This window comes from Streptomyces sp. NPDC048057, assembly GCF_040653095.1.
In the GTDB taxonomy this organism is placed as follows: Bacteria; Actinomycetota; Actinomycetes; order Streptomycetales; family Streptomycetaceae; genus Streptomyces.
Genome location: NZ_JBEZNF010000018.1, coordinates 147,501 through 170,603 on the forward strand (window position 1 = coordinate 147,501; position 23,103 = coordinate 170,603).

The 23,103-nt window shown below is 74.1% G+C and carries 15 protein-coding genes and 2 riboswitches; of the genes, 9 read left to right on the top strand and 6 right to left on the bottom strand.

Going from position 1 to position 23,103, the window contains the following annotated elements; all coding sequences use genetic code 11:
• Window positions 1–9: 9 nt before the first annotated feature.
• The 5 genes from AB0E05_RS22225 to AB0E05_RS22245 all read right to left on the bottom strand — a co-directional run bounded on the left by AB0E05_RS22225 (window position 10) and on the right by AB0E05_RS22245 (window position 7,342).
• Window positions 10–843 (bottom strand): ECF transporter S component, encoded by an 834-nt coding sequence (locus AB0E05_RS22225; RefSeq protein ID WP_361966059.1) that lies wholly within the window; start codon window positions 841–843, stop codon window positions 10–12.
• Complete coding sequence (locus AB0E05_RS22230) at window positions 840–2,501, bottom strand: ATP-binding cassette domain-containing protein (RefSeq protein ID WP_361966061.1); 1,662 nt, start codon at window positions 2,499–2,501, stop codon at window positions 840–842. Before AB0E05_RS22230 ends, AB0E05_RS22225 begins: the two co-directional genes overlap by 4 nt.
• Entirely contained in the window at window positions 2,498–3,643 is a 1,146-nt protein-coding gene (locus AB0E05_RS22235; protein WP_361966139.1) for a CbiQ family ECF transporter T component, read from the bottom strand. Before AB0E05_RS22235 ends, AB0E05_RS22230 begins: the two co-directional genes overlap by 4 nt.
• Before the next feature lie 73 nt (window positions 3,644–3,716).
• On the bottom strand, window positions 3,717–4,646 hold the full coding sequence (locus tag AB0E05_RS22240) for a hypothetical protein (protein WP_361966063.1): 930 nt from the start codon (window positions 4,644–4,646) through the stop codon (window positions 3,717–3,719).
• Window positions 4,646–7,342 carry a prenyltransferase/squalene oxidase repeat-containing protein gene (locus tag AB0E05_RS22245; RefSeq protein ID WP_361966141.1) on the bottom strand — a complete coding sequence of 899 codons (2,697 nt, stop codon included), beginning with the start codon at window positions 7,340–7,342 and terminating at the stop codon, window positions 4,646–4,648. The genes AB0E05_RS22240 and AB0E05_RS22245 overlap by 1 nt, the downstream gene beginning before the upstream one ends.
• Before the next feature lie 205 nt (window positions 7,343–7,547).
• A riboswitch (cobalamin riboswitch) is annotated at window positions 7,548–7,677 on the bottom strand.
• A 123-nt stretch (window positions 7,678–7,800) separates the two neighbouring features.
• Window positions 7,801–7,876: riboswitch (cobalamin riboswitch) on the top strand.
• A 182-nt stretch (window positions 7,877–8,058) separates the two neighbouring features.
• On the opposite strand from AB0E05_RS22245, the gene AB0E05_RS22250 reads away from it, so the two are divergent.
• The 3 genes from AB0E05_RS22250 to AB0E05_RS22260 all read left to right on the top strand — a co-directional run bounded on the left by AB0E05_RS22250 (window position 8,059) and on the right by AB0E05_RS22260 (window position 13,494).
• Complete coding sequence (locus AB0E05_RS22250; protein ID WP_361966143.1) at window positions 8,059–9,444, top strand: prenyltransferase/squalene oxidase repeat-containing protein; 1,386 nt, start codon at window positions 8,059–8,061, stop codon at window positions 9,442–9,444.
• 190 nt (window positions 9,445–9,634) lie between these two features.
• Window positions 9,635–11,863 carry a serine/threonine-protein kinase gene (locus tag AB0E05_RS22255; RefSeq protein ID WP_361966065.1) on the top strand — a complete coding sequence of 743 codons (2,229 nt, stop codon included), beginning with the start codon at window positions 9,635–9,637 and terminating at the stop codon, window positions 11,861–11,863.
• Window positions 11,864–11,961: 98 nt separating this feature from the next.
• Window positions 11,962–13,494: an NAD(P)/FAD-dependent oxidoreductase gene (locus AB0E05_RS22260; RefSeq protein ID WP_361966067.1), complete on the top strand. Its 1,533-nt coding sequence runs from the start codon at window positions 11,962–11,964 to the stop codon at window positions 13,492–13,494.
• 260 nt (window positions 13,495–13,754) lie between these two features.
• On the opposite strand, the gene AB0E05_RS22265 is transcribed toward AB0E05_RS22260, so the two are convergent.
• Window positions 13,755–15,617 (bottom strand): serine hydrolase, encoded by a 1,863-nt coding sequence (locus AB0E05_RS22265; RefSeq protein ID WP_361966069.1) that lies wholly within the window; start codon window positions 15,615–15,617, stop codon window positions 13,755–13,757.
• A gap of 172 nt (window positions 15,618–15,789) precedes the next feature.
• Here AB0E05_RS22265 and AB0E05_RS22270 point away from each other — a divergent pair, with 172 nt between their 5' ends.
• The 6 genes from AB0E05_RS22270 to AB0E05_RS22295 all read left to right on the top strand — a co-directional run bounded on the left by AB0E05_RS22270 (window position 15,790) and on the right by AB0E05_RS22295 (window position 22,994).
• On the top strand, window positions 15,790–16,908 hold the full coding sequence (locus tag AB0E05_RS22270) for a nitronate monooxygenase family protein (RefSeq protein ID WP_361966071.1): 1,119 nt from the start codon (window positions 15,790–15,792) through the stop codon (window positions 16,906–16,908).
• Between the two features lie 6 nt (window positions 16,909–16,914).
• The gene (locus AB0E05_RS22275) at window positions 16,915–18,546 is read left to right on the top strand and encodes an acyl-CoA synthetase (RefSeq protein WP_361966073.1); all 1,632 of its coding nucleotides are present in this window, start codon (window positions 16,915–16,917) and stop codon (window positions 18,544–18,546) included.
• Between the two features lie 87 nt (window positions 18,547–18,633).
• The gene (locus AB0E05_RS22280; protein WP_361966075.1) at window positions 18,634–19,734 is read left to right on the top strand and encodes an ionic transporter y4hA; all 1,101 of its coding nucleotides are present in this window, start codon (window positions 18,634–18,636) and stop codon (window positions 19,732–19,734) included.
• Between the two features lie 212 nt (window positions 19,735–19,946).
• A complete protein-coding gene (gene lanKC / locus AB0E05_RS22285) occupies window positions 19,947–22,553 on the top strand; it encodes a class III lanthionine synthetase LanKC (protein WP_361966077.1) in 2,607 nt (868 codons plus the stop codon).
• Window positions 22,554–22,591: 38 nt separating this feature from the next.
• Window positions 22,592–22,726 carry a SapB/AmfS family lanthipeptide gene (locus AB0E05_RS22290; protein WP_361966079.1) on the top strand — a complete coding sequence of 45 codons (135 nt, stop codon included), beginning with the start codon at window positions 22,592–22,594 and terminating at the stop codon, window positions 22,724–22,726.
• A 136-nt stretch (window positions 22,727–22,862) separates the two neighbouring features.
• Window positions 22,863–22,994, top strand: a complete 132-nt coding sequence (locus AB0E05_RS22295) for a SapB/AmfS family lanthipeptide (RefSeq protein ID WP_361966081.1) — start codon at window positions 22,863–22,865, stop codon at window positions 22,992–22,994.
• Window positions 22,995–23,103: the final 109 nt, after the last annotated feature.

Consider the following 23,103-nt stretch of genomic DNA (forward strand, 5'->3'; position numbering starts at 1 on the left):
GGCGCGCGGTCACCCGCCGGACTCGTCCGCGCGCCCCGTCCGCGGCCCCGGTGCGAACCTCACCGGGGCCTCGAAGCGGGCCTTGCGCGCCGCGCGGCGCAGGACCGTGAGGACCGCGGGGCCCGCGAGGAGGATGCAGACGAAGTTGGTGACCGCGCGGCCGGTGTCCCAGCCCAGCGAGGTCGCCAGGTCGAAGGCGAGGTAGCGCTGCCACTGCTCGGTGAACGGCAGGCCGGGGAGGTAGGCGATGGAACTGCCCGGATCGACGGAGAAGGGCCAGAAGGAGAGGTTGAGCAGGAAGCCGAAGAGGAAGCCGGAGAGCGAGCCGTACCCGGCCAGCAGCAGTACCTCCCGGCGGCCCGACGCCCGGGGGAGGAGGCCGGCGAGCATCCCCACGAAGGCGCAGCCGAACATCTGGTACGGCATCCAGGGGCCCACCCCGCCGGTGATCAGGGCCGAGGCGAACAGGGACGTGCAGCCGAGGGTGAAGCCGAACCCGGGGCCGTACACCCGGCCCGCGAGGACGAGGACGAAGAAGACCGTCTCCACGCCCGCGGTGCCCGCGCCCAGCGGGCGCAGGGCGGCGTTCACCGCGGAGAGCACGCCCAGCATGGCGAGCGCCTTGGAGTTGATGCCGCCCTCGGCGATCTCCGAGATCACCACGCACAGGACGAGGACCAGCAGCGAGCCGAAGATCAGCGGCGGGGCGTAGTGGGAGGCGAAGGCGCCCGGTGCGACGACGAACGGCCAGAAGAAGGCGACCAGTCCGACGAAGGCCGCGAGCGCGATGACGACGCCGGCGCGCGGCCCGATGCGGATGGCGTGCGGCGTACGGGCGCTCACGGCCGGCTCCCCTCGGCGACCTCGGCCGGATCCGCCAGCGCGGACGCCACCTGGCGCACCGTGAGGTACGGCAGCGGGGCGACGACCTTCGCCACTTGGGGCGCGAAGACGGGCGACGCGACGACGACCTCCTCCGTCGGGCCGTCGGCGACCACGTCGCCCTCGGCCATCACCACCACCCGGTCCGCCGCCCGGGCCACGAACTCCACGTCGTGGGTGGCGATCACCACCGAACGGCCCTCCGCGGCCAGCGCGTCGACGATGCCGATCAGCTGCTCCTTCGCGCCGTAGTCGAGGCCGCGCGTCGGCTCGTCCAGCAGGAGCACCCGGGGCGCCGCGGCCAGTTGGATCGCCAGCACCAGCGCCAGCTTCTGGCCCTCGGACAGGTCGCGGGGGTGGGTGGCGCCGTCGACACCGGGCGCGAGCCGGTCGAGGACGGCCCGCGCCGCGGTTCGCGGACCGTCGCCGTCCGGTGCGGACTCCCGGTCGGCCTGGGCGAGTTCCTGGTCGACGCTCTCCAGGTACAGCAGGTCGGTCGGGGTCTGCGGCACCAGGCCCACCAGTCGACGGGCCCGGTCCGCCGGCAGCTTCTGCGGATCGCCGCAGGCGCCGTGGCCCTCGACGCGCACCGAGCCGGTCCGGCGCGGGCCCGAGCCCTGGAGCGCCCACAGCAGGGACGACTTGCCGGAGCCGTTGCGGCCCATCAACGCGGTGACCTCGCCGCCGCGCAGGGACAGCGACACCTCCCGTACGGCCGGGACGCCGCGGTACGCCACGGTGACGCCGCGCGCCGTCAGCAACGCGGCGCCGGGCACGGGGCGCTCACGCGCGGGCGGCGGGGGAGTGCCGGCCAGCCGCTTCCGCAAGGGGCGCGCCGCACGCCGGGCGTCCCGGATCGACAGCGGCAGTGGCGCCCAGCCCGCCGTCCGCCCCAACTCCACCACCGGCGGCGCGATCGTCGAGGTGCGGAACACCTCCGCCGGCTCCCCGGCCACGACCCGCCCGTTCCCCGGCAGGTGCAGTACCCGGTCGGCGTACTGCACGACCCGTTCCAACCGGTGCTCGGCGATCAGCACGGTCACCCCCAGGTCGTGCACCAGCCGGGTGACGGCCGCCAGCACCTCCTCGGCCGCCGCCGGATCCAGCGCCGACGTCGGCTCGTCGAGGACCAGCACCCGGGGGTGCGCGGTGAGCACCGACCCGATGGCGACGCGCTGCTGCTGCCCGCCGGAGAGCTCGTACAGGGCGCGGTGGCGCAACTCCGCGAGGCCGAGCAGGTCCAGGGTCTCCTCGACGCGCTTGCGCATCGTGGCGGGCGGCACGGCCAACTGCTCCATCGCATACGCCAACTCCTCCTCCACCGTGTCGGTGACGAAGCCGTCCAACGGGTCCTGGCCGACCACCCCCACCACGTCGGCGAGCTCCCGCGGCGGATGGTGGGCCGTGTCGCGGCCGTCGACGGTGACCCGGCCGTGGAGGGTGCCGCCGGTGAAGTGCGGCACGAGCCCGTTGACCGCGCCCAGCAGCGTCGACTTGCCGACTCCGGTGCGGCCGGTCACCAGACACAGCTCCCCCTCCTCGACGGTGACGTCCACCTCGCGGAGCACGGGCTCGGCCGCATCGTCGTAGACCACGCTGACCTGGTCGAAGGTGATCACAGGGCGTCCTCGGTACGCCGCGCGGCAACGCGTTCGCCGGGCGGGGCGGGCAGGGGAGCGGGCGCCGTGGGAGGCGGCGCGAGGAAGCCGGCGGCGCCCGCCAGCAGGATCGCGCCCGCCGGCACCGGCGGCAGCGCGGGCCAACTCAGCGGGTGGAAGGTGGGGTTGAGCTGCGCCGCGTCGAAGCCGGTGCCGGCGAACAGCAGGACGGCGGAGAGCACCCCGCACCCGGCGACCGCCCACTCGGCGAACCGCCAGGGGTCGGGACGGTAGACGGTACGGGTGACCCGCCGCCCGCCCAGCCGCAGCCCCGCCACGCACAGCACGCCGCCCGCGGCCATCGCCGGCAGCCCGAGCCAGCGCGGCGCGGTCGCGTCCAACAGCCCGTACGCCCCCGCGCACAGGCCGCACATCCCGAGCAGCATCAGCGCGCCCGTCAGACGGCGGGACGCACGGGTGGCCGAGCCCGCCCGGCCGTAGCCGCGCGAGTCCATCGCCGCGGCCAGCCGCAGCGAGCGCTCCAACGCGTCCTCCAGGACCGGCACCACGATGCCGCGCAGGGCCCGCAGGCCCTTGGTGCGGCCGGCGCGCAGCCGACGGGCCCGGTGCACCCGGCGCACGCTCTGCACCAACTGCGGGGCGACGCTGATGGAGACGGTCACGGCGACGCCCAACTCGTACAGCGCGCCCGGCAGCACCCGCAGCGCCCGCTTGGGGTTGGCGAGGGTGTTCGCCGCACCGATGCAGCACAGCATGCAGGCCAGCCGCAGGCCCTCCGTCGCCGCCGACAGCAGCGCCTCCAAGGAGACCGGACCGCCGATCCGGATGCCCGCGTACCAGTCGGGCGTGGGGATGTGCGGCAGCGAGAACAGGAACGTGTCGTCGGGGGTGATGCCGGTGGCGAACACCGCCCGGAAGACGACCCGGATCGCGACCACGACCAGCGCCAGCCACAGGTAGTAGTGGAAGCCACGCGCCCACGGCGCCTCGGTGCGGCGCGCGGTGACCACGTACCCGAGGACGGCGAGGACGAGGAAGAGCAGCAGCGGGTTGTTGGTGCGGCTGACCGCGGTGGCCAGGGCCAGCGCCCACAGCCACCACGCCAACGGGTGCAGGGTGCGCGGCAGCCGCCGGCCGCTCAAACCGGGGGACGCCGACGAAGCGGCGGACGGGTCGGTGGCGAGTGCGGTGGTACGGGACGTCGAACGGTCCTTGCTACCGGGCACGGCGGCGCCGTCTGGCCGTGATCACGGCCGCCGCGCCGAGCGCCGCGACCAGCCCCACCGTGGCGAGCACCGGGACGATCGAGCCCGAGTCGTGCTCGGCGTCGGCCGCGGGCGCCGCGTCCACCACCCTCGGACCACTGCTCGGCCCCGCCAGCGCACCGGGCGTGGTGCCATCGGACGGCGACGGCGCGGTGGCCGAGGGGGAGGCGGTGGGGCTCGACGACGAGGACGACCGGGACGTCGGCGGCGGCGATGCCGGCGCGGACGGGGGCGCCGTACGGGTGGGCGCGGGACCAGTGTCCGTGCCGGGTGGCGGCGGGGCGGCCCGCTCGGTGGACCGCGGCGGTGCCGCGGCCGTGCCACCGCCGGTCGGGGCGGTGTTGCGGGCGCGCAGTTGGTCCGGGGTGACCTTGGGCCGCCCCTTGGTGCCCCCGACGTCGGTGCCGCCGAAGATCCACAGATCGACGCTGCCGGGCTTCGGCTCGTACAGCATCGCGCCCAACTGGCTGTACTCCCAGGTGTTCTTCCCCGGGTCCGCGTGCCAGTACGACCAGTAGGCTGAGGCGGGCGGGGTCAGGATGCAGTCCTCCTGCTCCGGCGGCGGGAACTGCCTGCCCCCCTTGTGCCCGCTGTAGCCGATCCGGCAGATGAACGCCGGGCCGTCGTGTCCGGTGCCCGTGGTGCGCCAACCGCCCTGGTTGAGCAGTTCGTGACCCGTGGTGGGGGTGGTCCCGCAGGACCGGTAGATCGGGCCGCCCCAGCGGCTGAAGTCCACCGCGAGCACCACGCCCGACGAGGTCGTGCAGCGCCCCATCGGCTGGGGCGCCGCCGCGACGGGGGCGGCCGACGCTCCGAGGGCCGCGCCGAGCAGCGCGAGCGCGGCCACCGCGTGCGCCACGGCCCGTACGGTCCGGGGCATCACAGGACGTGCCCCTTCCCGGGCGCCGCCCGCCTGCGGCGGGTGACGACGGCGGCGAGCAGTCCGACGAGCACCAGAGCGGTAGCCGTCGCCACCAGCCACAGGACGGGGGCACCGGTGGACGCGAGCCGGCCGCCGTGGGAGTCGCCGTGGGCGTCCGGGCCGCCAGTGGGGTCCACCGGAGTGACGATGTCGGGCACCTTCGGGTCCTGGCCCTGGTCCGGGCCGGGGTCCGGCTGCGGCGAGGTCCCGTCCAGGCTGCGGGTGAGCGTGCCGAAGGAGATCCCGGTGGTGCCGCCGACGGCCTGGGTGGAGGCCCGTACGTCCGAGCCGCGCTGGCCCTCCTTGGCCACGTCGAATCCGCCGTCCGGGTTCTGCTGCGCGGCGAGGAACGCCCGGGCGCGGGAGATCCGTTCGCGGTGCGCGCCGGCGTCGAGGGACAGGCCCTGGACGGCGAGTGCCGCGGAGTTGGTGGAGGTGCCGGCGGCGCCGGGGAAACCGCCGTCCGGCAGTTGCTTGCTCGCGATCCAAGTCAGCGCCCGGTCGACGGCCGCGTCCGCCTTTGCCCCGCCGACCAGGTCCAGGGCCATCGCGGCGATCGCGGTGGAGTCGACGTCCGCATCACCGGTCGGCGGGACCAGGCTCGGCCAGGCGCCCGACGGGTGTTGGAGGGAGAGCAGATACGCCACCGGGGCCGCCGCCGCGGCCCGCTCGCCCGCCCGCAGTTGGGCGATGACGCCCAGGGACTGGCCGAAGACGGACGGCGCGTGGGTGTAGGCGCCCTTGGCGGGGCACGAGCGGTCCGCGCCCGGGCTCGGGGTCTTGCAGACGGCCTTGCCCAGGGCGGCGATCAGATCACGACCGCCGAAGTTGCGCGGGTCGCGCTCCACGACCTGGGCGAGGACCGCCGTCTTGGCGAGGGCGCCGCCCACGGCCTGTCGACCGCCCGCGCCGGTCCAGTCGTGCACCGCCCGGCCCTCGCCGTCCTTGCCTCCGCGGTCCAGGAAGTCGACGATCCCGCGCAGCTTGGCGTTGTTCAGGCCGGTGGCCGCCAGCGCGTACGCACCGTCGATGGTGAGGCCGAAGTCGGCACGCGGCGAAGCGGGACCCGAGGTGTAGTAGCGGCCACGCACCAGCCGGTCGGCGTGGGTGAGGTATGCCACGCCCTTCTTCAGGTCAGGCCCCTCGCCCGGGTCGCCGTCACCGGGCCCGGGCCCGGGGCCTGGCCCTGGACCCGGGCCAGGTCCAGGCCCGGGCCCGGGCGTGTCCGGCTTCTTGACCACGAGGGTCAGCAGGTCGGTGTCCTGTCCCGCGAGCACGGCGGGCGCCGTCGCGTACGCGGACGCCTCGCTCGCCTCCTCGTCGAACCCGAAGCCGCCGAGGGAGAACTGCTTGCCCGCGAGCCAAGCGACCGCGGCGTCGGCGCGCGCCGCGTCCCCGAGGGCCCGCAGGGCCTGCGCCGCGTATGCGGTGGCCACCGTGCTCGCGTTCGGCGCGCCCGTGTAGACGGGGAACGCGCCGTCGCTGCGCTGCTGCCCGGTGAGGTACGTGCGCGCCCGGGCCACGTCGGCGTCGTGGCCCCCCGCCTGGCGGAGCGCCAACGTCACCAGGCCCGTGGCGTGCGGTTCGCCGTCGCACAGCTCCCCGGGCGCGATCAACAGGCTGGTGAAGCCGCCGTCGGCGCAGGCGAGTTGGGTCAACCGGGTCACCGCGTCGGCCGGTGGCCGCACCCCGGCGCGCAGCACCGCCAGCACGGCCAGCGACTGCCCTTCGGCGGACGAGGCGTGGCGGAAGTCGCCCCGGGCGGTGCAGCCGGGGGTGGGGCGGGCCGGGTCCGGATCCGTCGCGCACACGTTGTCGACCAGGTCACCGACGAGGTCGTGGCCGCCGAAGTCGCGCGGGTCCTCGCCGACGACCTGCGCCAGCAGGGCGAGCCGGGCCGCCGCGATCGCGTCCGGAGCGGCGTCCTTCCCGTCCCGGTAGGCGTAATCGGTGGTACGGGCGCGCAGGTAGGCCGTCACCTTGTCGAGCGCGGCGCTCTTGCCGCTGCCCGCGGCCAGCGCGTACGCCGCCTCCGTGGTCAGCAGGTAGTTGGGGGTGCCCGGGCCTTCGTTCGCGGGGTCGACGATCCGCTCCCCGTCGGTGAGCCGGCTCCGGAACCAGTCCGCGGCGGCCTTGGCCCGCACCTCGCCCGGTCCGGCGCCGGCGCGCACCTGATCGGGCGTGAAGGACGGCTTGCCGCCGCTGCCGCCGATCTCGGTGGCGCCGAAGACCCACGCGTCCACGTCGCCGGGCTTCAACTGCCTCCCCATCGCGCCGTACTGGCTGTAGCGCCACTCCTTGTCGGTCGGGGCGGCGACCCAGTACGACCAGTACGCCGACGCGGGCGGGGTGTGCTGGCACTTCTCCTGCTCCGGGGCGGGGTACTGCTTCCCGGCGGCGACCTCGGGGTGGCCGATGCGGCAGATGAAGCCCGGGCCGTCGTGGTCGGTGCCGGCGGTGGTGAACCCGCCCTGCCGGAGCAGTTCGTAGCCGGTCTTCGCCCCGGTCGCGCAACCGCGCTGGACGGGTCCCCGGAAACGGCCGAAGTCGACCGCGACGACGGAGCCCTTGGCGGGGGTGCACGCATCCAGCGGTTCGCCGGCAACCACGGTGTCCGAAGGGGCGGCGACGGCGGCGGGCGCAACGGCGAACACCGCGCTCGCGCAGCACGTCAGCACCGCCACCACCAGCGGCAGCAGGGCCCTCGGCCCGGATCTGAACCCGTCTGTGCGTCCCGTCCCTGCCACCGCGACCCCTCGTGTCGTCCGGGCGGACCGGGGCGTGGCGGGGCGGGGTCCACGGGCAGGACGCACCGCGGGACGACCGGTCGACCACGCCGTAGTCCGCGACGGCGCTTCTCGCTGTGCACCCACTCCAGGCAGTCCGGCTCACCCGTCCTCGGACGGGTCCACGGTTGCGGGTCAGCGCCGGGATTCGACCGGCTTCCCCTGGACGTGAGCGTGTATCAGCCGGATTGGAACACGTGGCCGAAGTGAGCGTCAAGATGCCCCCGCACGGCGCTGGTCACCCGCTGTGGATCCCCCTCGATCCCCGCAAGGCGGCCTGCTGGCGCGCCAGTTGGCGCTCGGGTAGCGTCCAGGGCTGTCACACGGGGGAATCCGGTGGGAGTCCGGAACTGACGCGCAGCGGTGTGGGACGGCCGAGGGCCGTACCGAGTCCGAATGCCCGTGCGGCACGCACCACCCAGGAAGCCGTTACCTCGCGTTCGGACGGCGGCCCCACCGTCTTCTCCGCGGCCCCGGTCCCCGCAAGCACCGCGGCCGGGCAGGGGCGGGACCGGTCGGCGTCCCCCACCCCAGGAGCAGGCCATGTCCCGTACTCGATCCCCGCAGCGCGCCGCCCGCGGCGGCTGCGCCTCCTCGTCACCGCGCCGGCGGTCGCGGGCGCCCTCGCGCTGGGCGCGTCGCCCGCGTCGGCCACTTCGACGCCCGCGCAGATAGCCGCGTCGAAGGCGATCGGCGTGACGTATCTGAAGTCCCTCCAAGCCGCGGACGGTTCGTACGCGGGCTCCGGCCTGTCGAACGAGTGGGCCTTCAGCGCCTTCGCCGCGGCCGGCACCGCCGCGGTGGACGTCACCCCGGGCGGCGACGCCAGCAAGAACGCCCGGACCGTGTACCGCAACCTGCTGACCACCCCCGGCTGGCCCTCCGCCTCCCCCCGCGTCACGGACTACGAGCGCGGCGTCCTCAATGCGTACGCCGCCGGCATCGACCCGGCCCGGGTCTCGGAGTCCCGCAACCTCATCGCCGACGTCTACGGCTTCTGGCAGAGCGCCGAGCCGGGCTACTTCGGCCCCTCGGCGACGTACAACGGGACCGTGTTCGCGGGCCTCGCGCTCGGTGGGGCGAGAACCCAGTCCGGTGCGCAGCGCGTGCCGCAGGCCCTGCTGGACGCGGTCGTCACCCGCATCCGGGCCAACCAGCACGACGACGGCGGCTGGGACTACCAGAAGGCAGAAGGCGACCCGGCGCGGCTGGCGGCGCCCGGGGACGTCGACATGACCGGTGCGTCGATGGCCGCGCTCTGCGCGGCCGGCGTCCCCAACACGGACCCGGACGTCGTCCAGGCCAGGACCTTTTTGAAGAACAAGCTCGACGCCGCATCGGGCGCCTTCAACGCGATGTTCGGACAGAACACCAACTCCAACGGCTGGGCCGTCTCCGGGCTGCACGCCTGCGGCATCAACCCGCAGACCGGGGACTTCCTCACCAGCAAGACGCCGGTCGACTTCCTGATCGCCCAGCAGTTCAAGCCGGGCGGCGGCTTCCGCTACCTGCCCACCGACACCGCACCCTCGGCGTACTCCTCCATCGACGCGCTGCGGGCGGTCGCGGGCGGCGGGTTCACCGCCGCCCCGCCCACCCCGACGACGGCCGGCGCCCCGCGGTGGGTGGGCGCGAGCTCCTTCACCGCCGGGACCGCGACCGAAGTGGCGCTCAGCGTCGACGACGGCGCCGGCGGGCTGAAGGTCTGCTCGGTGCCCTTCACCCCGACCGGTGCCACCACCACCCTCGGGGACGTGCTGGCAGCCGCGAGCGCGGCGGCGGTGCCGGCCGGCTGCGTCACCGGCGTCACCCCCTCGTCCGGCAGCGGCCCGATCACCTCGCTCAACGGCAAGGCGAACAGCGGCTCGTCCATCTGGAAGGCCAGCGTCGACGGGGCCGCGTACGCGGGCGCGGCCCGCGAGAAGGTCGTGAACGTCGGCGACACCATCGCCCTGCGCTGGGGCGTCTGATCCCACCCGCGGTCGCGGGTCGGCCACGGCGCTGACAGCGCCGCCCCGCGACCGCACGGCGCCGCATTCGGCGCCCGATTGCCCGTCCATGACCACACGCCGGACCCACCCCGTACAAACTCCACGGCCACGGCCCCATACTGGACGGTGCGGGGAGGACGGGGCACGGCGACGGGGGCGACGGCGCAAGATGGCGGAGAGCAGGCTGATCCAGAGCCGGTACCGGCTGCTGGACCTGATCGGGCGCGGCGGCATGGGCGAGGTGTGGAGCGCCGTCGACGAATCGCTGGGGCGACGCGTCGCGGTCAAGTGCCTCAAGCCCATCGGCCAGGACCACGACGCCTCCTTCTCCGCCGTACTGCAAGAACGGTTCCGTCGAGAAGCCCGGGTCGCCGCCGCGCTCCAACACCGCGGGGTCACCGTCGTCCATGACTTCGGCGAGTACGACGGGGTGCTCTACCTGGTCATGGAGCTGCTCCAGGGCCACAACCTCAGCCAGCTCCTGGACGAGAACGAACAGCGGCCCCTGCCGGTCGACGAGGTCGTCGACATCGCCGTCCAGGTCGCGGACGCCCTCGCGTACACCCATGAACGCGGCATCGTGCACCGCGACCTGAAGCCGGCGAACATCATGCGGCTCGTCGACGGCACGGTGAAGATCTGTGACTTCGGCATCGCCCGCCTCGGCGAGAACATCGGCCTCACCTCCCGCCTCACCAGCACCGGCATCGCCATGGGCACCCCGCACTACATGTCGCCGGAGCAGATCGGCGGCGGCCAGGTCGACCACCGCAGCGACCTGTACTCCCTCGGCTGCGTGCTGTACGAACTGGCCACCGGCGTGCCGCCGTTCGACCACGAGGACGCCTGGGCCGTCCTGGTGGGCCACCGCGACACCGTTCCCCAGCCGCTGAGCGTCCACCGGGCCGACATCCCCGACCACGTCGAGCGGACCGTGCTCGACCTGCTGGCCAAGACGCCCGACGGCCGGCCGTCAAACGCCACCGAGCTGCGCCGGCGCATGACGCAGGACCAGCCCGCCCTGGCGTCGTCCGCCGCCGCGGCGACCGGCCGGCCCGGCACGCGGGCGCCCGCCGCGCTGCCGGCATGGGGCCGCCGGATGACCGGCGGGCACCAGGCGACCGCGACCGCGCTGCGCCCGGTGGTGCCCGACCACACCGCGGGGCTCACCGGCGAGTGGACCACCGGCGCCGCGCCGCGCGGCGCCGACCTCGCGCCGGCCACGTCCCGGCCCGAACGCCCCACGCCCTCGCCGGAGGCGCTGGCCGTGCTCGCCAGCCGGCACAGCGCCGGCCTCAGCCTCGCCCGGCTCGGCCGCTGGGAGGAGGCGGGCGAAGTCCACCGCGCGGTGGCCGCCGAACGCGAACACGCCCTCGGCCCCGACCATCCCGACACCCTCGCCAGCCGGTACGAGGTCGGCCTCACCCTCAGCCGCACCGGGCGCGCCGACGACGCGCTGCGCGAGTTCCGCCGGGTGGCCCAGGGCCGTGAGCGCGCCCTGGGCCCCGACCACCCGGACACGCTGGCGGCCCGTCAGGAGACGGCGTACGTCCTCGGACAGCTCGGCCGGCACTTCGAAGCGCACGACGCGTACGCCGCGGTCCTCGCCGCCCGTGAACGCACCATGGGCCCCGACCACCCCGACACCCTCGCCTGCCGCCACAGTCTCGCCTTCAACCTGAGCCGGCTGGGCCGGTTGGAGGACTCGTTCACGCTGGCCTGCGAGGTGGCCGCGGCCCGCACCCGGGTGCTCGGCGCCGACCACCCCGACACCTTGGTCACCCGTTACGAAGTGGCGTACGCGCTCGGTCAGTTGGGGCGCTGGCCGGAAGCGCTGAGCACCTACCGGGAGGTCGCCGAAGCGCGTGCCCGGGCGCTGGGCCCCGACCACCCGGACACCCTGGCCGCCCGCCACGAGGTCGGCATCGGACTTGGCCGGCTCGGGCACGGCACCCAGGCCGTGGAGCTGTACCGCTCCCTGGTCGCCGACCGCACCCGGCTGCACGGCGCGAACGACCCCGAGACGCTGCGCGCCCGCCACGGGCTCGGGGTGAACCTCGGCAGGCTGGGCCGTTGGGAGGAGGCACTGGAGGAGGCGCGTGAGGTCAGCGCGGTGCGTCAGAGCGTCCTCGGCCCCGACCACCCCGATACCCTCATCAGCCGCCGCGAGGTCGCCGTCGGTCTCGGCTGGCTCGGCCGCTGGCCCGACGCCCTGACGGTGTACCGGGAGGTCGCCGCCGCCCGCGAACGCGTCCTCGGCATCGACCACCCCGAAGCGCTCGCCAGCCGCAACGACGAAGCGCACTGCCTGGAACAACTCGGCCGGCACTCCGACGCCGTGGAGCTGTACCGACGCGTCGCGGCCCTGCGTGAACGCCGCAGCACCCGGGGACGCTGACCTGCGCCGCCGCTGACCGGGTGCGGCCCGCGGGAAGGCCCCGGACACGGGTCACGCACGGGTGTCGCGGCGGGGACGGCAGCGGTTAGTGTCCGGTCATGCCCGCACTCACCTCGTACGACGCCGTCATCGTCGGCGGCGGCCACAACGGCCTGGTCGCCGCCGCCTACCTGGCCCGGGCGGGCCGCTCGGTCCTGGTGCTGGAGCGCGCCGGCGCGGTCGGCGGGGCGGCCGTCTCCACCCGCCCGTTCGCCGGGGTCGACGCCCGCCTGTCGCGCTACTCCTATCTGGTCTCCCTGCTGCCGCGGAAGATCGTGGACGAACTCGGCCTGGACTTCGCCGTCCGCCGGCGGACCGTGTCCTCCTACACCCCGTACGGCACGGGCGGACTCCTCGTCGGCGCCGGCCGCACCGAGGAGTCCTTCGCCGCCCTCACCGGGGGCGACGCCGAGTACGCGGCCTGGCGGGAGTTCTCCGCGCTGACGGGCGAGGTCGCCCGGCGCGTCTTCCCGACCCTGACCGAGCCGCTGCCGACGCGCGAGGAGCTACGGGCCCGGGTCGACGACCGGGCCGCGTGGCGGACGCTGTTCGAGGAACCCGTCGGCCGGGCGATCGAGGCCCGGTTCCAGCACGACCTGGTGCGCGGCGTCGTGCTCACCGACGCCCTGATCGGCACCTTCGCCGACGCCCACGACCCGGGCCTCGTGCAGAACCGCTGCTTCCTCTACCACGTCATCGGCGGCGGCACCGGCGACTGGAACGTGCCCGTGGGCGGGATGGGCGCGCTCACCGACGCCCTCGCCGCCGCGGCCCGCGCCGCGGGCGCCGAGATCGTCACCGGCCACGAGGCGGTGCGGATCGACACCGACGGCACGAACGCCGAGGTGGGATACGCGCACGAGGGGAGCGAGGGCACGGTCGCCGCCCGCCGGGTGCTGGTGAACGCCGCGCCGCGGGAGTTGGCCCGGTTGCTGGGCGAGGCACCGCCCGCGCCGGTCGAGGGCGCGCAGTTCAAGGTGAACATGCTGCTGCGCACGCTGCCGCGGCTGCGGGACCGCTCCGTCGACCCGCGCGAGGCGTTCGCCGGCACCTTCCACGTCTCCGAGGGGTACGGGCAGCTGGCGCGAGCGTACCGGGAGGCGTCCGCGGGCCGGCTGCCGAGCGCACCCCCGTCGGAGATCTACTGCCACTCGCTGACGGATTCGACGATCCTCGCGCCCGACCTGGTGGCCCGCGGGTACCAGACCCTGACCCTCTTCGGGCTGCACACCCCGGCCCGGCTGTTCGCCGCCGACAACGACCGGACGCGGGCCGAACTGCTCGCGGCGACCCTCGCCGAACTCGACGCGCACCTGGAGGTGCCGATCGCGGACCTGCTTGCCGTGGACGCGCACGGCGAACCGTGCATCGAGGCGAAGACGCCGCTCGACCTGGACCGGGAACTCGGGCTGCCCGGCGGGCACATCTTCCACCGCGACCTGTCGTTCCCGTACGCGACCGAGGACACCGGGCGGTGGGGCGTGGAGACGGCGCACGCGAACGTGCTGCTGTGCGGCGCGGGCGCGGTCCGCGGCGGCGGCGTGAGCGGAGTGCCGGGCCACAACGCGGCGATGGCGGCGCTGGGACGGTAGGGAGCGCTGCTCTCGGGTGGGAGCCCCACTCTCAGAGGGGAGCACTGCTCTCGGTTCGGTGCGGTGTTCTCGCGCGGGAGCGGTGTTCTGGGAACGGTGCGCTGCTCTCGCACCAGTGCGGTGCTCCGCCACGGGGGCACTGCTCTTTTACCAGTGCGCTGCTCTTGAGCGGGTGCGCCGTTCCCGTAGCGGCGCGGTGCTCTTGTCCCGGAGCACTGCTCTCGCATCAGTGCAGTGCTCCGGGAGGCGCCGCAGACGCGTCAGTCGACGGACGCGACCCAGCCGTCCGCCACGATCCTCGCGGCGTCGCGCGGCCTGGACTCGTCGAAGACCGGGCGGCCCCCGACCTCGACGCGCATCCCCGTGACGTACGCCCCGCGGCCCACGTACCGCGCATCGGTGGCGTACCGCCAGCGCAGTCGCAGCTCACCGCCGCGCCACGGCGAAAGATCCGCTGTCAGCCGGTGCCAGCGGCGCCCGGACCAGCCCGTCACCGAGCCGGTCGGACGCTCCTCGGGCCGTTCGTCCTCTCGTACGGTCGTGAACGGCACCGGCCGCCAGGTCGTCCCGCCGTCCGCCGAGCCCTCCAGGAAGAGCGCGTCGGCGGTGGGCTCCGTGTCCCACCACAGGGCGCACTCCAGCCGGGTGCCGCCGCGTCGCGAACCGATCGACAGGGCGGGCAGGTCGAGCGTGGCCGTCGTCGCGGACGCCATGCCGGAGAACCAGGCGCGGCGGCCCCGTTCGGGGCGTACCGGGACGGCGCGCGCGAGGTTGTTCGCGGCGGCGACCCGCGGCGCGCTGCCGGAGCGCCAGGTGCGGACCGGGTGAACGGAGTTGCCGAGGACGACGAGGAACGTGTCCGTGCTCGGGTCCAGCACGAGGCTGGTGCCGGTGAAACCGGTGTGGCCCGCGGAGTTCGGGGTGGCCATAGCGCCCATGTACCAGTGCTGGTTCAGCTCGAATCCGAGGCCGTGCTCGTCGCCCGGGAAGGCGGTGTTGAAGTCGGTGAACATCAGCTCGACGGAGTCCGGGCGCAGGATGCGGGCGGTGCCGTACGCGCCGCCGTCGAGGAGGGTGCGGGCGAGGACGGCGAGATCCCAGGCGCAGGAGAAGACGCCGGCGTGGCCTGCGACGCCGCCGAAGGAGAAGGCGTTCTCGTCGTGCACCTCGCCCCGGACCATGCCGCGGTCGAGACCGGACCACGGCGGCCGGGCGTCCTCGGTCGCGGCGATCTTCGGCCGCCAGGAGAGCGGTGGGTTGAAACGAGTGCGGCGCATCCCGAGTGGAGCAGTGATCTCGTCGTGGAGCAGGCGGTCCAAAGTGCGACCGGTGATCTGTTCCAGGATCAACTGGAGCGAGATCAGGTTCAGGTCGGAGTAGAGGTACGTCGAGCCGGGCGGATGCGCCGGCGCCTCCGCCCACACCAGCTTGAGCTTGCCCTCTCGCGTCGGCTCCCGGTACAGCGGGATCCAGGAGCGGAATCCGGAGGTGTGGGTGAGCAACTGGACCACGGTGACGTCCTGCTTGCCCCCGCCGCCGAACTCCGGCAGGTACGTCGTCACCCGCGCCGCAAGCTCCAGGGCGCCCCGCTCGATCTGCTGCACCGCCAGGATGGAGGTGAAGAGCTTGGAGACCGACGCCAGGTCGAAGACGGTGTCCTCGGCCATCGGGACCTGTTGCTCGGCCGGCAGCTCCACGGCCGTGTCGGTGCGTTCGTCGTACGCGGAGTAGCGCACGGCCATGCCGATGGGGCGGTGCAGGGCGACGGTGTCACCGCGGCCGGCGAGCAGCACCGCCCCCGCGTACCAGGGGTGCACGGGGGAGGGGTCGAGGTAGGCGCGGGCGTCGGCGACCAGTCGGTCCAGGTGTGCCGCGATCAGCCCCGCGCGCTCGGGCGAGCCGCGCCGCAGGGTGCGCCGCCCGCCGGCGCCCGCGCCCGACCCTGCGCCGCCGACGGTGCTCGCGCCATCATCCGGGCCGGTCCCGGCCGCCTGGGCGAACGGGATCGGGGCGAGCGCCAGCGCACCGCCCAGGGCCAGCGCCCCGCCGCCCCACCTCCGTCTGCTGATCCCTCTGCCCTCCGTCGCGTTCCGATCCGCGCCCCGCGCCGCGTCCTTGGTCACCCGTACCCCGCTTCCTGAAAGTATCTTTCGAAACGTCGGTCAGCAGTGAAACTTTCTTGCGGTACTGAAGGGCTGTCAACCGTCCGTTGACCTTCGAACGCCCCCACCAGAAAACTGACGCAGCATCAGAAAATCTCTTCCCTCGATCGGACGGCTGCGGCATCCTGCGCCCATGGAGACGGAGCTGAGCAAGTCCCTCGGGGTGGCGCACGCCCTCTTCGGCTTCACGCCGTTCCCGGCCGTGGCCGCGGCCATCACCCGCGCGGGCGGCTTCGGCGTCCTGGGCGCCGTCCGCTACACCGCCCCCGACGACCTGCGGCGCGACCTCGACTGGCTGGCCGAACACAGCGACGGCCTGCCGTACGGACTCGACGTCGTCATGCCCGCCCGACGGGCCGAGGTGCCGGGCACCGCCACGCCGACCGAGGCGGAGGTGGAGGCGCTGATCCCCGAGGGCCACCGGCAGTTCGTCCGCGACGTCCTCGCCCGGCACGGCGTCCCCGAACTCGCCGACGGCGAAGCCAGCGGCTGGCGCATCACCGGCTGGATGGAGCAGGTCGCCCGCACCCAACTCGACGTCGCCTTCGACTACCCCGTCAAGCTGCTGGCCAACGCCCTCGGTCCGCCGCCCGCCGACGTCGTCGCCCGCGCCCACGACCACGGGGTGCGCGTCGCCGCCCTCGCCGGCAGCGCCCGCCACGCCCGCCGCCACGCGGACGCCGGCATCGACGTCGTCGTCGCCCAGGGGTACGAAGCCGGCGGCCACACCGGTGAGATCGCCTCCATGGTCCTCACCCCCGAGGTCGTCGACGCCGTCGCCCCGCTGCCGGTGCTGGCCGCCGGCGGCATCGGCAGCGGGCGGCAGATCGCCGCGGCGCTCGCCCTCGGCGCCCAGGGCGTCTGGCTCGGCTCCCTCTGGCTCACCACGACCGAGGCCGACCTGCACTCCCGCGCCCTGACGGAGAAACTGCTCGCGGCCGGCTCCGGCGACACCGTCCGCTCCCGCGCCCTGACCGGCAAGCCGGCCCGGCAGCTGCGCACCGAGTGGACCGATGCCTGGGACGACCCCGCCGGGCCCGGTGCGCTCCCCATGCCGCTCCAGGGCCTGCTCGTCGCCGAGGCCGTCACCCGCATCCAGAAGCACGACGTCGTACCCCTGCTCGGCACCCCCGTCGGACAGATCGTCGGCCGGATGACCTCGGAACGGTCCGTGCAGGAGGTCGTCGACGACCTGACCCGCGGCTTCGAACGGGCCGTCGCCGCCGTCAACCGCAGCGCCGGAAGGGAGTGACGCCCCATGAGCCCCGTGAACCCACCACGTCCGGAGATCCCGGCAACGCCAGTGGCCCCGGCGACCCCACCCAACCTCCCGCCTGCGAGCCCCGACCGGCCCCAGGGCTTCTGGGCCCAGGCGACGGCCGACCCGGACCGCACCGTGCTGATCGCCCCCGACGGCGAGAGCTGGAGCGCCGACCGGCTGCACCGCGCCGCCAACCGACTCGTCCACGGGCTGCGCGCCGCCGGCCTCCGGCGCGGCGACGCCTTCGCCACCGTGCTGCCCAACGGCGTCGAACTGCTCACGGCCCACCTGGCCGCGACCCAGGCCGGGATGTACCTCGTCCCCGTCAACCACCACCTCGTCGGACCCGAGATCGCCTGGATCGTCGCCGACTGCGGCGCCCGCGTCCTCATCGCCCACGAGCGGTACGCCGAAGCCGCCACGGCCGCAGCCGACGAAGCCGGCCTCGCCGCGGACCGCCGCTACGCGGTCGGGGACGTCGACGGCTTCCGCCCGTACGCCGACCTCCTCGACGGTCACCCCGCATCACCGCCGAACGACCGCACGCTGGGCTGGGTCATGAACTACACCTCGGGCACCACCGGACGGCCGCGCGGCATCCGCCGCCCGCTGACCGGCAAGCGGCCCGAGCAGGCCCACCTCGGCGGCTTCCTCGGCATCTTCGGCATCCGGCCCTTCGACGGCAACGTCCACCTGGTGTGCTCGCCGCTGTACCACACGGCCGTGCTCCAGTTCGCCGCCGCCTCGCTGCACATCGGGCACCCACTGGTCCTGATGGACAAGTGGGCCCCCGAGGAGATGCTGCGGCTGATCGACGCGTACGGCTGCACCCACACCCACATGGTGCCCACCCAGTTCCACCGGCTCCTCGCCCTGCCCGACGAGGTCAAGGCGCGCTACGACGTCACGTCCCTGCGGCACGCCATCCACGGCGCCGCGCCCTGCCCCGACCACGTGAAGCGGGCGATGATCGCCTGGTGGGGGACGTGCGTGGAGGAGTACTACGCGGCGAGCGAGGGCGGCGGCGCGTTCGCCACCGCCGAGGACTGGCTGAAGAAGCCGGGCACGGTCGGCCGGGCGTGGCCCATCAGCGAACTCGCCGTCCTCGACGACGACGGCAACCGCCTGCCGCCCGGTGAGCTGGGCACCGTCTACATGAGGATGACCACCGGCGGCTTCCGCTACCACAAGGACGACACGAAGACCGAGGCGACGCGCGTCGGGGACTTCTTCACCGTCGGCGACCTCGGCGTGCTCGACGAGGACGGCTACCTCTTCCTGCGCGACCGCAAGATCGACATGATCATCTCGGGCGGCGTCAACATCTACCCCGCCGAGGTCGAGGCGGCGCTGCTCGCCCACCCCGCGGTCGCCGACGCCGCCGTCTTCGGGATCCCGCACCCCGACTGGGGCGAGGAGGTCAAGGCCGTCGTCGAACCCGCCGACGGCCAGCGGGCCGGCGAAGAGCTGGCGGGCGCACTGCTCGCCCACTGCGCGCAGCGGCTCGCCGGGTACAAACGGCCCAGGAGCGTGGACTTCCTGCCCGTCATGCCCCGCGACCCCAACGGCAAGCTGTACAAGCGCCGGCTGCGCGAACCCTACTGGGCGGGCCACGACCGCCCCCTGTGACCGGGCGGGGGCGGCCACGGCACCGCGGGACCCCCGCCCGGCTCACCACGACGGGCGCATCCCGCCACCTGCTGGCAGCGTGTCGGTATGAAGACCGGCACCGCGGCGCACCTGTCGCAATGGACCACGTGGGCGCCCCTCGTGTCGGTGGTGGCTCTCGTCGTCGCCTGGGGGCGCGAACTGTCGGGCTTCGCCGTCGCCCTGATCGCCCTGTGCCTGATCGCCGCCGTGCTCGCCGCGGTCCACCACGCGGAGGTCGTCGCCCACCGCGTCGGGGAGCCCTTCGGGTCGATCGTCCTCGCCGTCGCCGTGACCGTCATCGAGGTCGGGCTGATCGTCATGCTGATGGTGGGCGGCGGGGAGAAGTCCGCCACCTACGCCCGGGACACCGTGTTCGCCGCCGTGATGATCACCTGCAACGGCATCGTGGGGCTGTCCCTCACGGTGGCGACCCTGCGCAACCGGATCGCCGTCTTCAACGCGGAGGGCTCCGGCGGCGCCGTGGCCACCGCCTGCACCCTCGCCACCATGACCCTCGTCCTGCCCACCTTCACCACCAGCAAGCCGGGCCCCGAGTTCACCGGACCCCAACTCGCCTTCGCCGCGGTCGCCTCCCTCCTGCTGTACGGCCTGTTCATCGGCGTCCAGACGGTGCGCCACCGCGACTACTTCCTCCCGGTGCACACCGACGGCTCCGCCATCGGACCCGACGAACACGCCGAGCCGCCGACCCTGCGCGAAACCCAACTCAGCCTCGCCCTGCTGCTCGTCGCGCTGATCGCCGTGGTCGGCAACGCCAAGCTCGTCTCCCCGTCCATCGAGCGGGGCGTGGCGTCCGCCGGGCTGCCGATCTCCGCCGTCGGCGTGGTCATCGCCCTGATGGTGCTGCTGCCGGAGACCGTCGCCGCGGCGCGGGCCGCCCGCAGCGGTCGGGTGCAGACCAGCCTGAACCTCGCGTACGGCTCCGCCATGGCCAGCATCGGCCTGACGATCCCGGCCATCGCCCTGGCGTCCCTGTGGCTCTCCGGCCCGCTGATCCTCGGTGAGGGGCCCACGAACATGGTCCTCCTAGCCCTCACCGCCGTCGTCAGTGCCCTGACCGTGGTGCCCGGCCGTGCCACCCTCCTCCAGGGCGGCGTCCACCTGGTGCTCTTCGCGGCCTTCGTCTTCCTCTCCTTCAGCCCCTGAGGGCCGCCGGCCGCCGACGCACGGCCCCGGCGAACTCCCGCGCACACCGCCTCCGTCACACCGCCTCCGTGCACACCGGTGTGCAGCGTGCACACCCCGCGCACGTGCGGAGCACACCCGTGAGACGTGACATCGGGGACTGTGCCGCCGCGGTCGCTGGTGGAAACCTCGTCGAGGTCGAAGCGGCCACGACGAGACCGTGAGGAGCGCGAGTGAATCCGGAGTACGCCGCGTACTGTCAGACGGACGGTGACTTCTACGACGCACCGCTGCGTCCCGCCGACGCCGACACCCCGGACGCCGCCCTGTACGAGGCCGCCCGCGCGCCCGTCCCCGAAGGCTGGACCACTGCCCGTTCCGGCGACTGGCTCTCCTTCTCCCCGGCCGGCGTCACCCTCCCTCCCCAGGGCTGGAAGATCCACGTCTCCGCGGCGGCCGACAACGCCGAGTCCGTACTGCGCCGGGTCCACGCCCTGTGCCTGGAGCGGGGCGTCCCGCACAAGTTCGTCCCCGGGCCGCGTCTGCTGAACCTGCGCAACGCCAAGTACGCGGACCGCGCCGGCAGCGGGAAGTTCCTCACCGTCTACCCCCTTGAAGGCACGGACGGCACGGACGACGCCTCCTTCCCGCAGCTCTGCCGGGACCTGGCCGACCTGCTCGCCGGGGAGCACGGCCCGTACGTCCTCAGCGACCTGCGCATAGGCGACGGACCGGTCCACGTCCGCTACGGCGCCTTCGCTGCCCGCTACTGCCTCAGCGCCGACGGCCGGCCCGTCCCGGCGATCGCGGACCCCGACGGCACCTTGGTGCCCGACCCCCGCGGGCCCCGGTTCACCCTCCCCCAGTGGGTGACCCCGCCCGCCTTCCTCCGCCCCCACCTCGAAGCCAGGGCCGCCGTCGGCACGACCGACATGCCGTACGAGATCCAGGGCGCCCTCCACTTCTCCAACGGCGGCGGCGTCTACCGGGCCCGCTCCACCCGCACCGGCGAGACCGTCGTCCTCAAGGAGGCCCGGCCGTACGCGGGCCTGGGCACCGACGGCGCCGACGCCGTCACCCGACTGGACCGCGAACGCGTCGCCCTGGAACAACTCGCCGGGCTCGACTGCGTCCCCGCCCTGCTGGAGACCTTCGACATCGGGGACCACCGCTTCCTCGCCCTGGAACACGTCCCCGGCCTCACCCTCAACACCGTCATGGCCCGCCGCTACCCCCTCTCCTTGGCGAACCCGACCCCCGAGGCGCTCGCCGAGTACGCCGCCTGGGCGGAGCGGACGTACGAACGCGTGGAGCGGGCCGTGAGCCGGATCCACGCCCGTGGACTGGTCTTCAGCGACCTGCACATGAGCAACATCATGGTCAGCGACGACGGCGAACGCGTCACGCTCCTCGACTTCGAAGCGGCCTTCCCCGTCGAAGAGGACCAACGCCGGCAGGTCGTCGCCAACCCGGCCTTCGTCGCCCCCGCCGACTGCACCGGCATCGACATCGACCACTACGCCCTGGCCTGTCTGCGCCTCGCCCTGCTGCTTCCGCTGACCACGCTCTTCATGGTCGACCGGGGCCGCGCCCCGCGCCTGGCCCGGTACGCCGCCGAGACCTTCCCGGTCGCCGAGTCCGCGCTGCGCCCAGCCGTCCACCGGATCCAGCGCGGCGCACCGAGCGGGGGCGCCCCGGCCGAAGTGCCCCGGCCCGACGACTGGCCGCGCAGCCGGGACTCGATGGCCCGCGCCATCGCCGCCTCCTGCACCCCCGGCCGGGACGACCGCTGCTTCCCCGGCGACATCGCCCAGTTCAGCAACCCGGCCGGCGGCCAGTCCTTCGGCTACGGAGCCGCCGGCGTGCTGTACGCCCTGCACGAGACGGGCGCCGCCACCTGCCCCGAAGCCCTCGCGTGGCTGCTGGACCGGGTGAAGGCACCCGCGCCCGGCACCCTGCCCGGCTTCCACGACGGCCTCGCCGGCATCGCCTGGACGCTCGACCGCCTCGGACACCCCGCCCAGGCGGCCGAACTCGCCCACCTCGTGATCCGCCAACCCCTGGAGCACCTGCCCTCCGACCTGCACGGCGGACTGGCCGGCATCGCCCTGGCGCTGTACGACCTGGCGGGCAACAGGACCGGGTCCGAGGCCGCCGAACTGGCCGCAGCCGCCGACCGCTGCCTCGAACTCGCCGCCCGCGCGCTGACCGACGGCCCGCCCACGGCCCGCGCCGGACTGCTGCACGGCGCCAGCGGCCTCGCCCTGCTGTTCGTACGGCGGTACGAGGCGACCGGCGACCCCGCCCTGCTCGACCTGGCCGCCACCGCGCTCCGGCGCGACCTGGAGCGCTGCAAGCCCGCGCCCGGCGACGGCCTGCACGTCGTCGAGGGCCGACGGCTGATGCCGTACCTCGGCGCCGGCAGCGCCGGAGTGGCCCTCGTCCTCGACGACTACCTGGCCCACCGCCCCGACGAACAGTTCACCACCGCCCGCACCGCCATCGAGCCGGCGCTGCGCTGCGCGTTCTACATCCAGCCCGCGCTGTACCGGGGACTCGGGGGCTTCGTCCTCCAACTCGCCCGCACCCCCGTGGGCGACCCCGCCGAACGCCGGCGCGCCATCGACCGGCACCTGAGGCTGATGGACCTCCAGGCCACCCCCTACCGGGGCGAGTTGGCCTTCCCCGGGGAGCAGTTGATGCGCCGGTCCATGGACCTGGCCACCGGCACAGCCGGCTGCCTGCTCGCCCTCGGCAGCGCGCTCGGCGACCGCCCGATGTCGCTGCCGTTCGTCCCACCGCTCACCCGAGCCCACGAGTCGGCCCCAGTCAGGGGTTGAGCACAAGCACCACACCGTCCCCATGGAAGGAGCACGTCATGGCACTTCTCGACCTGCAGACCCTGGAGATCGCCGAGACCGAGGAGCAGGCCGTCGGTGAGCTGGAAGGCGTCAGCAGCGCGAGCCTGCTGGTCTGCCAGGGCAGCTCCCTCAGCCTCATCCAGTGCTTCTGAGCCGCTGAGCCGCTGAGCCGCTGAACCGCTGAAGCTCTGCAGCACCGACCGTGTGACGCTCGCCGTCACACCGCCCAGCCCCGCCCAGGGGTTGAGCACCGCCAAGAAACATCCGTCCCCGTGGAAGGAGCACGTCATGGCACTTCTCGACCTGCAGACCCTGGAGATCGCCGAGACCGAAGAGGCCGTCGGTGACCTGGAGACCGTCAGCAGCGCGAGCCTGCTGCTGTGTCAGGGCAGCTCCGTCAGCCTCATCCAGTGCTTCTAGGGTCCGCACACCCTCGAAACACGGAGCTGAGCTGTTGAGGCGCTGACGAAGCGCTGCACCACGGACCGGTCCCGGGCTCACCCGGGACCGGTCCCGCACGACCCAGGTC

Coding starts and splice junctions, on each gene's coding strand:
- AB0E05_RS22270 (WP_361966071.1), top strand. CDS start 15,790: ATGGAGACGGAGCTGAGCAAGTCCCTCGGGGTGGCGCACGCCCTCTTC.
- AB0E05_RS22290 (WP_361966079.1), top strand. CDS start 22,592: ATGGCACTTCTCGACCTGCAGACCCTGGAGATCGCCGAGACCGAGGAG.
- AB0E05_RS22280 (WP_361966075.1), top strand. CDS start 18,634: ATGAAGACCGGCACCGCGGCGCACCTGTCGCAATGGACCACGTGGGCG.
- AB0E05_RS22260 (WP_361966067.1), top strand. CDS start 11,962: ATGCCCGCACTCACCTCGTACGACGCCGTCATCGTCGGCGGCGGCCAC.
- AB0E05_RS22295 (WP_361966081.1), top strand. CDS start 22,863: ATGGCACTTCTCGACCTGCAGACCCTGGAGATCGCCGAGACCGAAGAG.
- AB0E05_RS22255 (WP_361966065.1), top strand. CDS start 9,635: ATGGCGGAGAGCAGGCTGATCCAGAGCCGGTACCGGCTGCTGGACCTG.
- AB0E05_RS22275 (WP_361966073.1), top strand. CDS start 16,915: ATGAGCCCCGTGAACCCACCACGTCCGGAGATCCCGGCAACGCCAGTG.
- AB0E05_RS22240 (WP_361966063.1), bottom strand. CDS start 4,646: ATGCCCCGGACCGTACGGGCCGTGGCGCACGCGGTGGCCGCGCTCGCG.